The sequence below is a fragment of the Variovorax sp. Varisp85 genome (genome assembly GCF_047304045.1).
Taxonomy (GTDB): domain Bacteria; phylum Pseudomonadota; class Gammaproteobacteria; order Burkholderiales; family Burkholderiaceae_C; genus Variovorax.
This window is the reverse complement of the sequence record NZ_JBGLYN010000001.1, coordinates 218626-231788: the sequence shown is the minus strand read 5'-3', so window position 1 is coordinate 231788 and position 13163 is coordinate 218626. Positions and strand designations below refer to the sequence as shown.

4 protein-coding genes and 2 pseudogenes are annotated in these 13163 nt (G+C 63.3%); 4 read left to right on the top strand and 2 right to left on the bottom strand.

What is annotated here, in order from left to right:
* Nucleotides 1-13: 13 nt before the first annotated feature.
* Together ACCC97_RS01120 and ACCC97_RS01115 are read left to right on the top strand one after the other, a co-directional pair.
* A complete protein-coding gene (locus ACCC97_RS01120; RefSeq protein ID WP_007830517.1) occupies nucleotides 14-562 on the top strand; it encodes a hypothetical protein in 549 nt (182 codons plus the stop codon).
* A gap of 76 nt (nucleotides 563-638) precedes the next feature.
* Nucleotides 639-3224 carry a bifunctional aconitate hydratase 2/2-methylisocitrate dehydratase gene (locus ACCC97_RS01115; protein WP_007830518.1) on the top strand — a complete coding sequence of 862 codons (2586 nt, stop codon included), beginning with the start codon at nucleotides 639-641 and terminating at the stop codon, nucleotides 3222-3224.
* A gap of 74 nt (nucleotides 3225-3298) precedes the next feature.
* Here the strand turns inward: ACCC97_RS01115 and ACCC97_RS01110 are convergent, their stop codons facing one another.
* Together ACCC97_RS01110 and ACCC97_RS01105 are read right to left on the bottom strand one after the other, a co-directional pair.
* Entirely contained in the window at nucleotides 3299-4159 is an 861-nt protein-coding gene (locus ACCC97_RS01110; protein WP_413331397.1) for a hypothetical protein, read from the bottom strand.
* 20 nt (nucleotides 4160-4179) lie between these two features.
* Complete coding sequence (locus tag ACCC97_RS01105) at nucleotides 4180-5316, bottom strand: DUF2827 domain-containing protein (protein ID WP_007830522.1); 1137 nt, start codon at nucleotides 5314-5316, stop codon at nucleotides 4180-4182.
* A gap of 470 nt (nucleotides 5317-5786) precedes the next feature.
* Here ACCC97_RS01105 and ACCC97_RS01100 point away from each other — a divergent pair.
* Together ACCC97_RS01100 and ACCC97_RS01095 are read left to right on the top strand one after the other, a co-directional pair.
* Nucleotides 5787-5915 (top strand): annotated as a pseudogene (locus ACCC97_RS01100) (ESPR domain-containing protein); the annotation flags it as partial.
* Nucleotides 5916-6143: 228 nt separating this feature from the next.
* Nucleotides 6144-12878, top strand: a pseudogene (locus ACCC97_RS01095) (hemagglutinin); the annotation flags it as partial.
* Nucleotides 12879-13163 lie beyond the last annotated feature (285 nt).

Genomic DNA, 13163 nt, shown 5'->3' with positions numbered 1-13163 from the left:
AGGAAACCCACACATGAAGAAAATTGCCCTGATTGCCGCCGTCGCGTTGGCGCTGCCGTTCGCCGCACTGGCCCAGGATGCGGCCAAGCCCGCCGCCAAGACGACGGCCAAGAAGGCGCCGGCCAAGCATCAAGTCACCCGCCGCGCCGCCAAGGCCGTCGAGGAAGTCACCCCGGTCAACACCGATACCGACGTGACGCTCAACGACGCTGACCTCGCCGTGGCCCAGCGCGTGTCGACCGGCCGTGCCCAGTGCGAACTCGGCGCCGACGTGACCGTCACGCCCGACGAGAAGAAGCCCGGCTTCTTCACCGTGACCACCAAGGGCCTGAAGTACCGGATGCACCCGGTCGAAAGCCGCACCGGCGCCATCCGCCTCGAAGACCCGCGTGCCGGCGCCATGTGGCTGCAGCTTGGCAACAAGTCGATGCTGATGAACCAGAAGGCCGGCCTGCGCATCGCCGACGAATGCCAGACGGCCGCCCAGGTCGCGTTTGCAGAAGAAATGAAGAAAAACCCGCCGAAGAGCCTTTTCGAAGGCGCCGACCCGGCCAAGAAGTAAGTAACGAAACGGCGTGCGGCGCGGCTCTTGCTTGCTGCGTTGCACGCCCGCCAGCCCAGTTTCCGGAGAAAAGAAGATGTTGCAAGCCTACGTTGACCATGTTGCCGAACGCGCCGCGCTCGGTATCCCGCCGCTGCCTTTGAGCGCGAAGCAGACTTCTGAAGCGATCGAGCTCCTCAAGAGCGCGAATGCAAAAGACGGCGCCTTCCTGCTCGATCTGCTCACCCATCGTGTGCCTGCCGGCGTCGACGACGCGGCCAAGGTCAAGGCGAGCTACCTTGCGGCCGTGGCCCACGGCACCGAGAAGAGCGAGTTCCTGTCGCGCGCCCGCGCCACCGAACTGCTCGGCACCATGCTCGGCGGCTACAACATCAGCCCCATGATCGACCTGCTCGACGACGCCGAAGTCGGCGCCGTGGCGGCCGAAGGCCTGAAGAAAACCCTGTTGATGTTCGACCAGTTCCACGACGTCAAGGAAAAGGCCGACAAGGGCAACGTGCACGCCAAGGGCGTGCTGCAAAGCTGGGCCGACGCCGAGTGGTTCACCAGCCGCCCCGAAGTGCCGAAGAGCATCACCGTCAGCATCTTCAAGGTGGCTGGCGAAATCAACACCGACGACCTGTCGCCCGCCCCCGACGCGACGACCCGTCCCGACATTCCGATGCACGCCCTGGCGATGCACAAGAACGCGCGCCCCGGCATCGTGCCCGAGGAAGACGGCAAGCGCGGCCCGGTGAAGTTCATTGAAGACCTGCGCGCGCGCGGCCACCTCGTGGCCTACGCGGGCGACGTGGTCGGCACGGGTTCGTCGCGCAAGAGCGCCACCAACTCGGTGCTCTGGTTCACCGGCGAAGACATTCCCTTCGTTCCTAACAAGCGTTTTGGCGGCGTCTGCCTCGGCGGCAAGATCGCCCCGATCTTCTACAACACGATGGAAGACTCGGGCGCGCTGCCGATCGAACTCGACGTCACGCAGATGAACATGGGCGACGTGGTCGAGCTGCGTCCCTACGAAGGCAAGGCGCTGAAAGACGGCAAGGTCATCGCCGAATTCCAGGTCAAGAGCGACGTGCTGTTCGACGAAGTGCGCGCCGGCGGCCGCATTCCGCTGATCATCGGCCGCGGCCTGACGGCCAAGGCGCGCGAGGCACTGGGCCTGCCCGTGTCGACGCTGTTCCGCCTGCCGACCAGCCCCGTCGACACCAAGAAGGGCTTCTCGCTCGCGCAGAAGATGGTCGGCCGCGCCTGCGGCCTGCCCGAAGGCCAGGGCGTGCGCCCGGGCACGTATTGCGAACCCAAGATGACCTCGGTCGGCTCGCAGGACACCACCGGCCCGATGACGCGCGACGAACTGAAGGACCTGGCTTGCCTGGGCTTCTCGGCCGACCTTGTGATGCAGTCGTTCTGCCACACGGCCGCGTACCCGAAGAAGGTCGACGTCAAGATGCACCACGAACTCCCCGAGTTCATGGCCAACCGCGGCGGCGTGTCGCTGCGCCCGGGCGACGGCGTGATCCATTCCTGGCTCAACCGCCTGCTGACGCCCGACACCGTCGGCACCGGCGGCGACAGCCACACCCGCTTCCCCATCGGCATCAGCTTCCCGGCCGGCTCCGGCCTCGTGGCCTTCGCGGCTGCCACCGGCGTGATGCCGCTGGACATGCCCGAGTCGGTGCTCGTGCGCTTCAAGGGCAAGATGCAGCCCGGCGTCACGCTGCGCGACCTGGTCAACGCCATTCCGCTGTACGCCATCAAGGCGGGCCTGCTGACCGTGGCCAAGCAAGGCAAGAAGAACATCTTCTCGGGCCGCATCCTCGAAATCGAAGGCCTGCCCGACCTGAAGGTGGAGCAAGCCTTCGAGCTGAGCGACGCTTCGGCCGAACGCTCGGCCGCTGGTTGCACCGTGCACCTGAACAAGGAGCCGATCGCCGAGTACATCAACAGCAACATCACGCTGATGAAGTGGATGATTGCCGAAGGCTATACCGACGCGCGCACGCTGCAACGCCGCATCGCCGCGCAAGAGGCATGGCTGGCCGACCAGCAACTGCTCAAGGGCGACGCTGACGCCGAATACGCCGCTGTCATCGAAATCGACCTGGCCGAGATCCACGAGCCCATCGTGGCCTGCCCGAACGACCCCGACGACGTGAAGACGCTCAGCGACGTGGCCGGAGCCCAGATCGACGAAGTGTTCATCGGCTCGTGCATGACCAACATCGGCCACTTCCGCGCCGCGTCGAAGCTGCTCGAGGGCAAGCGCGACATTCCGGTCAAGCTCTGGATCGCGCCGCCTACCAAGATGGACGCACACCAGCTCACCGAAGAAGGCCATTACGGCGTGTTCGGCAATGCCGGTGCCCGCACCGAAATGCCGGGCTGCTCGCTGTGCATGGGCAATCAGGCACAGGTGCGCGAAGGCGCCACGGTGATGTCGACCAGCACCCGCAACTTCCCGAACCGCCTGGGCAAGAACACCAACGTGTACCTCGGCTCGGCCGAACTGGCCGCCATCTGCTCGCGCCTGGGTCGCATCCCGACGCGTGAAGAATACATGGCTGCCACGGGCGTGCTCGATGCGTCCAGCGCACAGATCTACCAGTACCTGAACTTCGACAAAATCGAAGACTACAAGGGTGTGGCGGACACGGTCGCGGCCTGATCTTCTTCGGATCGCTCCAATCAAAAAGCCCCGCTTCGGCGGGGCTTTTTTGTGGGCGATGCGCCCCTCGTTGCTCAGAGCGACGGCGCGTTGGGCTGCAGGTACTCCTGGCCCGTGAGCACCATCTTCGCGCCGACCGGGCCGCCCACTGCATGGGGCAGGGAGGTCAGCAACGAGTTGGCGAAGTCGCCGCGGTACAGCTTGGCGCCCTGGTGCGTCAGGTTGGAATTGGCATCGATGTAGATCGACTCGCCCAGCCCCGACCACAGGCGGCAGAAGCCGTAGTCTTCCGAGAGATAGCGACGCGTCTGCGGGTCGACCATGACATCGAAGAAGCGGTAGTGCAGGCCGACGTCGGCCTCGCCGATGCTGTCGGGTACGTAGCGGAGATCAGGGTAGCTCGCCATGAGCCGCTCGAACACGGCACGCTTGATCACCATGAAGCCGGTCGGCGCCTCGGTCATCTCCATGAAGCCGTCAGGCTGGATCGTGAGCTCGACCTGCGAAGTGGTCTCCGAAGCTTTGGCGTTGACCGTGTAGCGGGTGAAGGTGGCCTCGAACTGCTGCTGCGTCGTGCCCGCGGCCACGCCGCCATCGGGCCAGTTCTCCCGCTTCAATGGGTAGACGCCGGCCGCGATGTCGTAGCCCGACAGCAGCAGCCGGAAGGCCGCCTGCGCCGAGAAGCCGATGTCGGCGTCAATCCAGAACAGGTGGGTCCATTGCGGATTGGCGAGGAACTGGGCCACGCAGTTGTTCCGCGCGCGCGTCACCAGGCTCTCGCCCTGGTGCATCAGCACCTGCATCCGCATGCCGGCGCGCTCGGCCTGGACCGTGAAGTTCAGCATCGAGGCGACGTAGTTCTGGAAGAACTTGCCGTCGTGACTCGGCGTCACGACCACGGGAAAGAACTGCCCGAGTTCGGACGGGTCAAGCATTGCGGACTCCGTGTGCCTGTCTATCGGGCGGGGCGCTGCATCAGGCCGAGCAGCAGGTTGTTGTAGACCTCGGTGGCCGCGGCGTTGCCGGGGAGGTAGCGGTCGATCAGGCTGCGCTGGCGCTCGCGATAGGCGGCTGCCTGCGCATCATGCGTGTCGATGGCTTCGAGCACCCGGTCGCTGCCACCGGCCACATCGTTGCCCTCGTAGTAGTAGCCGAGGTCCGCGCACAGGTGCGCGTTGTGCACCAGCGGATAGCCCTGCCAGCAGGTTTCCAGGTAGAAGTAGTTGAGCGGGTTCTCCCACTGGTGCGAGACCACGATGTCCGTGTTCTGCGCCAGGAAAACAGGCGTTTCGTGCCGCCCGAGGAACACCGCCTTGTGCTCGCGGACGAGGTCGAGCTGGTTCATCAGCGTGATGAATTCCATGTTCTCCCTGGCCAGGCGTTCGGCGTTGGTGACCTGCAGCAGTGCGATGGAGCCGGGCCGCGCGCGGTAGGCCAGTTCGGCGATCAGGACGGGGTAGAGGCAGAACTTCACTACGTTGATGTTCGGCTCCATCACGCTCAGCCGGCGCGGCCCGGCGTGCGGCTGATAGACGCCGGCATCGGGCAGGGCGCGCGTGCGTTCGTCGAGAAACACGGGGCTCCAGACGAAGGGCACGGGGCGCGCTTCGGCCCGTCGCAGCACCTCGAAGTAGGGCTGGCTGATGTTTGCCACCTGCGGAACCATCCAGATGTCGTCGTAGCGCTGGTTCACGAACAGGTTTTGCCCCCAGAGCGGCTTGTTGAACAGCATCGACTCCATGGCGTGCACGTATTCGAAGCCGCAGCAGTAGGACACCAGCCGCGCGCCTCGTCGCTTCAGGTAGTCGGTCTGCGCCGGGTCGATCTGGCCACCGAGCTCGATCAGCACGTCCACGCCGTCTTTGGCGCCATCGAAGGTGATGGTGGGCCAGCGCGCCTGATCCCAGGGCAGGGAAGGAGTGATGGGGGTCGCCGTGGTGTTGACCAACACCACCGAGGCCACGCCCGGGCAGTGCTTCAGCGCTTCTGCAAGGAACACGGCGTTCTGCTTGATGCCGTTGTTCCAGAGGGTTTCGGCCTCGTGGTGGAGGCCGATGGTGATGCCGATGCGAAGCTTGGAAGCGGGTGGCATTAAATTGTTTCGTAAATGTTAATTGCCTAGGCAGACCATTTAAGACCGTATTCGTATATCGAATTCGTCCGGATTTTTGTGATGAATTTCATACTTTTCCGGGTAGTCGCCCTTGAATCTTGCGAAAAAGAGAGGGGATCGCCGGTCGTCCAGAACGCAGCAGTAAGGGCGGCGATGAGCGAAGTTACTCCCTGTTGGCATTCTAGAAGTTGCTCTTCTGGCCGTAGTACTCCGACAACTACCGCCTCCGGGAAAAGTAACTCTTCTCCTGGTTTTGTGAACTAAATCATCAGGATTAGTTTTCCTGGTCCCGGCGATTACTCCTAAATGTAAACAAGTCCGTACATTCCAGCATTCCTGCAATCAAGGCGCCCGCGTGTGCCTTCAGCGATGAAACCTGGCGCAGGGCGCATCGCACTTTCGGTCGATTTCAACCTGCCCGTTTCTCACCGCGAGCCGAATCAAAGCAAATGAACAAGTCCTACAGAAGCATCTGGAACGAAGCACTTGGTGCATGGGTGGCTACGTCCGAAATCACTTTGGCACGGGGTAAACGGAGTAGCGGGACGACAAGATCCATGCCTGTATTGGCTGCGATCGCTGCCGCATTTGGATTGATGCAGGGGTGGCCGACTGCATCGCTAGCCAATGTTGTCAAAACGAACGACACGTGCACCACCTTTTCGAGCGGTGTGGTCGGTCGAATCAATCCCGGTACCACAACTGACGGGCCTTCTGGCAACGGTTCGCCGGCGCAAGACGGCTCAGGCACGTACTCGGTCGTCGAGGGGTGTAACGCCGTTGGTGGGGGGTTTATTGGCGTTACTGTGGTGGGCGCCTTTGCAAAGGCTGGCGGAGACGGTGCTGCGGCGTTCGGTTTTCTCAGCAACGCGAATAAATGGAGCACTGCCTTTGGCCTCGAGTCCAGCGCAACGGGCATCTCGAGTATCGCGATGGGCTTCGGGAGCAACGCTTCAGCTATCAATGCTGTTGCGATAGGAGGCTCAGGGGGAAATGGGACTACACCGTTGAGCGTTGCCAATTCCACGACCGCCTCGGGCGCTGGAGCTGTTGCCATCGGCAGCAATGCGACCAAGGGAGCGCAGGCAGGTGCATCCGATGCCATCGCCATTGGCGGCGAGTCATCCGTGGTTGCGGCTGCAACATCCGGCATTGCCATCGGGCGCGGTGCCGTTGCGAGCACCGCGCGCAGCGTCGCGCTCGGTGATGGCAGTACGACGGCTGCGGCGACCGCCGTTCCCAGTGCAACCATCGGAAGCGTCACTTATGGGGGCTTCGCAGGCGCTGCACCGATCGGAGTGGTCAGCGTCGGTGGTGGAGTGGGTTCGGAGCGCCAAGTCACCAATGTGGCCGCGGGCCGCGTGACATCCAGCTCGACGGATGCGATCAACGGCAGTCAGCTGTTTTCCGGGCTGAGCACGACCGGCAGCAGCATCGCCAGCCTGTCGACCTCGACCTCCACGGGGCTGAGCACCGCAACCAGCAGCATCACAAGTCTGTCGAGTGGCTTGAGCACGACGAACAGCAATGTGGCTAGCCTGTCCACCTCGACCTCCACGGGGTTGAGCACTGCGACGAGCGGTATCACCAGCCTGTCCTCTGGCCTGAGCACCACCAATAGCAACGTCACCAGCTTGTCGACTTCGACCTCCACGGGGCTGAGCACCGCAACCAGCGGCATCACAAGTCTGTCGAGTGGCCTGAGTACGACGAACAGCAACGTGGCGAGCCTGTCGACTTCCACTTCGACGGGTCTGAGCACCGCGACGAGCGGTATCACCAGCCTGTCTTCTGGTCTGAGCACCACCAACAGCAATGTCGCGAGCTTATCGACCTCAACCTCCACGGGGCTGAGCACCGCAACCAGCGGCATCACAAGTCTGTCGAGTGGCTTGAGTACGACGAACAGCAATGTGGCCAGCCTGTCGACTTCCACTTCGACGGGCCTGAGCACCACCAATAGCAATGTCGCGAGCTTGTCGACTTCGACCTCCACAGGCCTGAGCACGGCAACGAGCGGAATCACAAGTCTGTCGAGTGGCTTGAGCACGACGAACAGCAATGTGGCTAGCCTGTCGACTTCCACTTCGACGGGCCTGAGCACCACCAATAGCAATGTCGCGAGCTTGTCGACCTCGACCTCCACGGGGCTGAGCACTGCAACCAGCGGCATCACAAGTCTGTCGAGTGGCTTGAGCACGACGAACAGCAATGTGGCCAGCCTGTCGACCTCGACGTCGACCGGCCTGAGCACGGCTACGAGCAGCATCGGCAGCTTGTCCACGTCGACTTCGACGGGTTTGAGCACTGCGACCAGCGGCATCACCAGCCTGTCTTCTGGTCTGAGCACCACCAACAGCAATGTGACGAGCTTGTCGACCTCGACCTCCACAGGCCTGAGCACCGCAACCAGCGGCATCACGAGCCTGTCAAGCGGCCTGAGCACGACGAACAGCAATGTCTCCAGCTTGTCGACTTCGACTTCGACGGGTCTTAGCACTGCTACGAGCGGTATCACCAGCCTGTCGAGCGGCCTGAGTACGACCAACAGTGCTGTTGCCAGCCTGTCGACTTCGACCTCCACGGGGCTGAGCACGGCCACCAGCAGCATCAGCAGCCTGTCGACCTCGACCTCCACCGGCTTGAGCACATCGACGAGCGGCATCGGCAGCCTTTCGACGGGCCTCAGCACAACCAACAGCAACGTGAGCAGTCTGTCGACTTCGACTTCGACGGGTCTGAGCACTGCGACCAGCGGTATCGGTAGCTTGTCTACCAGCCTCAGCACAACGGACAGCAACCTGGCCAGCCTGTCTACGTCGACCTCGACGGGCCTGAGCACTGCAACAAGCGGCATCAGCAGCCTGTCGACGGGGCTCAGCACGACGAACAGCAACGTTGCCAGCTTGTCGACTTCAACGTCCACCGGGCTGAGCACGGCCACCAGCAGCATCGACAGCTTGTCCACCTCGACTTCGACGGGTTTGAGCACCGCGACCAGCGGTATCAGCAGCCTCTCCACCGGCCTGAGCACGACGAACAGCAGCGTGGGTAGCTTGTCGACCTCGACGTCGACGGGCCTGAGCACAGCTACCAGCGGCATCACCAGCCTGTCGAGCGGCCTGAGCACGACCAATAGCAACGTCGCCAGCCTGTCGACCTCGACCTCCACGGGGCTGAGCACCGCGACCAGCGGCATCACAAGTCTGTCGAGTGGCTTGAGCACGACGAACAGCAATGTGGCTAGCCTGTCGACCTCGACGTCGACCGGTCTGAGCACGGCTACGAGCAGCATCGGCAGCTTGTCCACGTCGACTTCGACGGGTTTGAGCACTGCGACCAGCGGCATCACCAGCCTGTCGACGGGCCTCAGCACGACCAACAGCAGCCTCAGCAGCCTCTCAACTTCGACATCCTCGGGCCTGAGCACCTCCTTCAGCGGCATTGGAAGCTTGTCGACGGGGCTGAGCACGACGAACAGCAACCTGAGTACGCTGAGTTCGTCGGTCAGCACGATCTACAACACCGGTACGAAGTATTTCCATACCAACAGTACGGGTGCAGACAGTCAGGCTCTCGGTGCCGACAGCGTGGCCATCGGCCAGAACGCGATATCGAATGGCAACTCCAGCGTGGCGCTGGGCTTGAATGCGCAGACCAACGTGGCCAACAGCGTAGCGCTGGGCGCTGGCTCAGTGGCCAACGTGGGGGCGCTGACCAACTACACCGCCTTCGGCCTAGCCGCGCCGCAAACCTCGTCGGGCGAGGTAAACGTGGGCAATCGCCAGATCACGGGGGTGGCCCCGGGCAGTGCTCCGCAGGATGCCGTCAATGTCAGCCAACTTTCCACGACCGCGGGTTCGTTGTCGACCGGCCTGAGCACGACCAACAGTGCCGTTGCCAGCCTGTCGACCTCGACCTCCACGGGGCTGAGTACGACCACCAGCGGCATCTCCAGCCTGTCGACCGCTTTGAGCACGGCGGGCAGCGGTCTCGACAGTCTGTCGACCGGCCTGAGCACGACCAACAGTACTGTTGCCAGCTTGTCGACCTCGACGTCAACCGGCCTGAGCACTGCGACGAGCAGTATCGGCAGTCTGTCGACTTCGACTTCCACGGGGCTAAGCACGGCCACCAGCGGTATTTCTAGCCTGTCGAGCGGCTTGAGCACCACCAACAGCAACGTGACTAGCCTGTCTACGTCGACGTCGACGGGTCTGAGTACTGCGACAAGCGGCATCAGCAGCCTGTCGACGGGGCTCAGCACGACAAACAGCAACGTGGTTAGCCTGTCCACGTCGACCTCGACCGGTTTGAGCACGGCGACCAGCGGTATCGCCAGCCTGTCGACCTCGACGTCTACCGGGCTGAGTACGGCTACCAGCAGCATCGACAGCTTGTCCACGTCGACTTCGACCGGCTTGAGTACCGCGACGAGCGGCATCAGCAGCCTTTCGACGGGCCTCAGCACAACCAACAGCAATGTGAGCAGCCTGTCGACTTCGACCTCGACGGGCCTGAGCACGGCCACCAGCGGCATCACCAGCCTGTCCACCGGCCTGAGCACGACGAGCAGCAACGTCGCCAGCCTGTCGACCTCGACCTCCACCGGCTTGAGCACAGCGACGAGCGGCATCAACAGCCTTTCGACGGGCCTCAGCACGACGAACAGCAATGTGGCCAGCTTGTCGACCTCGACTTCGACGGGCCTGAGCACTGCAACAAGCGGCATAAGCAGTCTGTCCACCGGCCTGAGCACTGCGACAAGCGGTATCACCAGCCTGTCGAGCGGCCTGAGTACGACGAACAGCAACGTTGCCAGCCTGTCGACCTCGACCTCCACGGGTCTGAGCACTGCTACGAGCAGCATCGACAGCCTGTCCACCTCGACCTCCACCGGCTTGAGCACGGCGACCAGCGGCATCAGCAGCCTGTCGACCGGCCTGAGCACGACCAACAGCAACGTCGCCAGCCTGTCGACCTCGACCTCCACCGGTCTGAGCACGGCCACTAGCAGCATCGACAGTCTGTCCACGTCGACCTCGACGGGTTTGAGCACGGCGACCAGTGGCATCAGCAGCCTGTCCACCGGCCTGAGCACGACGAACAGCAACGTCGCCAGCCTGTCGACGTCGACCTCGACTGGCCTCAGCACGACCAACAGCAACGTGAGCAGCCTGTCGACTTCGACCTCGACGGGTCTGAGCACGGCGACCAGCGGTATCACCAGTCTGTCGAGCGGCCTGAGCACGACGAACAGCAACGTCGCCAGCCTGTCGACCTCGACCTCCACCGGCTTGAGCACAGCGACGAGCGGCATCAACAGCCTTTCGACGGGCCTCAGCACAACCAACAGCAATGTGAGCAGCCTGTCGACTTCGACCTCCACGGGTCTGAGCACGGCCGCGAGCAGTATCGACAGCCTGTCCACCTCGACCTCGACTGGCCTGAGCACCGCAACGAGCGGCATCAGCAGTCTGTCCACCGGCCTCAGCACGACGAACAGCAACGTCGCCAGCCTGTCGACCTCGACCTCCACCGGTCTGAGCACAGCGACGAGCGGCATCGGCAGCCTGTCCACCAGCCTGAGCACGACGAACAGCAACGTGGCCAGCCTGTCTACGTCGACCTCGACGGGTCTGAGCACGGCAACCAGCGGTATCACCAGTCTGTCGAGCGGCCTGAGCACGACCAACAGCAACGTCGCCAGCTTGTCGACCTCGACTTCGACGGGCCTGAGCACTGCTACCAGCGGCATCAGCAGCCTGTCCACTGGCTTGAGCACGACGAACAGCAACGTCGCCAGCCTGTCGACCTCGACCTCCACCGGTCTGAGTACGGCCACGAGCAACATCGACAGCTTGTCCACGTCGACTTCGACGGGTTTGAGCACCGCGACCAGCGGCATCAGCAGCCTCTCCACCGGCTTGAGCACGACGAACAGCAACGTCGCCAGCCTGTCGACCTCGACCTCCACCGGTCTGAGCACAGCGACGAGCAGCATCGACAGCCTGTCCACCTCGACCTCGACTGGCCTGAGCACCGCGACAAGCGGCATCAGCAGCCTTTCGACGGGCCTCAGCACGACCAATAGCAATGTGAGCAGCCTGTCGACCTCCACATCGACAGGGCTGAGTACTGCGACGAGCGGCATCAGCAGTCTGTCCACCGGCCTCAGCACGACGAACAGCAACGTTGCCAGCCTGTCGACTTCAACCTCGACGGGCCTGAGCACCGCAACGAGCAGCATCAGCAGCCTGTCTTCTGGACTGAGCACTACCAACAGCAATGTGGCGAGCCTGTCGACCTCGACTTCGACGGGCCTGAGCACGGCAACCAGCGGCATCAGCAGTCTGTCCACTGGCTTGAGCACGACCAACAGTAACGTCGTCAGCCTCTCGACTTCGACCTCGACCGGTCTGAGTACGGCCACCAGCGGCATCAGCAGCCTGTCCACTGGCCTGAGCACGACGAACAGCAACGTCGCCAGCCTGTCGACCTCGACCTCCACCGGTCTGAGCACCGCCACGAGCAGCATTGACAGTCTGTCCACGTCGACCTCGACGGGTTTGAGCACCGCGACCAGTGGCATCAGCAGCCTGTCCACCGGCCTGAGCACGACAAACAGCAACGTAACCAGCCTGTCGACCTCGACCTCGACCGGTCTGAGCACTGCTACCAGCGGCATCAGCAGCCTCTCGACCGGCCTCAGCACCACCAACAGCAACGTGAGCAGCCTGTCGACCTCGACCTCGACGGGTCTGAGCACTGCGACCAGCGGTATCACCAGTCTGTCGAGCGGCCTGAGCACGACCAACAGCAACGTGGCCAGCCTGTCGACGTCGACCTCGACTGGCCTGAGCACCGCAACGAGCGGCATCAGCAGCCTGTCCAGCGGCCTGAGCACCGCGACCAGCAGCATCGGCAGCTTGTCGACCGGCCTTGCCAATTCGGTCCAGTACGACGATGCAAGCCACTCCAGGGTCACGCTGGGAGGCGTGGGTGCAACCTCGCCGGTCATCCTCACGAACGTCGCCGCGGGTGTGAATCCCACCGATGCAGTGAACTTCGGCCAGCTGACGTCGCTGTCGACCTCACTTGGTGGCGGTATCGGCAGCCTGTCGACCAGCCTGAGCACGACAAACAGCAACGTGGCCAGCCTGTCGACCTCGACCTCCACGGGCCTGAGCACGGCCACGAGCAGCATCGACAGCTTGTCCACGTCGACTTCGACGGGTCTGAGCACCGCCACCAGCAGCATCAGCAGCCTGTCGACGGGGCTCAGCACGACGAACAGCAACGTTGCGAGCCTGTCCACGTCGACGTCCACCGGGCTGAGCACGGCTACAAGCAGCATCGACAGCTTGTCCACGTCGACTTCGACGGGCTTGAGCACCGCGACCAGCGGCATCAGCAGCCTGTCCACCGGTTTGAGCACGACCAACAGCAACGTTGCCAGCCTCTCGACCTCGACCTCGACTGGCCTGAGCACTGCCACGAGCAGCATCGACAGCCTGTCCACGTCGACCTCGACGGGTCTGAGCACCGCGACCAGCAGCATCAGCAGCCTGTCGACGGGCCTGAGCACGACCAACAGCAACGTGGCCAGCCTGTCGGCATCGGTCTCGACCGGCCTGAGCACGACCACGAGCAGCATCGGCAGCTTGTCCACGGGCTTGAGCACGACGAACAGCAACGTGACCAGCCTGTCGACCTCGACCTCCACAGGTCTGAGCACCGCGACCAGCAGCATCGGCAGCCTCTCCACCGGCCTGAGCACGGTGTCGAGCACGGTCGACAGCCTGTCCACGGGCCTGAGCACCACG

Coding starts and splice junctions, on each gene's coding strand:
- ACCC97_RS01120 (WP_007830517.1), top strand. CDS start 14: ATGAAGAAAATTGCCCTGATTGCCGCCGTCGCGTTGGCGCTGCCGTTC.
- ACCC97_RS01110 (WP_413331397.1), bottom strand. CDS start 4,159: ATGCTTGACCCGTCCGAACTCGGGCAGTTCTTTCCCGTGGTCGTGACG.
- ACCC97_RS01115 (WP_007830518.1), top strand. CDS start 639: ATGTTGCAAGCCTACGTTGACCATGTTGCCGAACGCGCCGCGCTCGGT.
- ACCC97_RS01105 (WP_007830522.1), bottom strand. CDS start 5,316: ATGCCACCCGCTTCCAAGCTTCGCATCGGCATCACCATCGGCCTCCAC.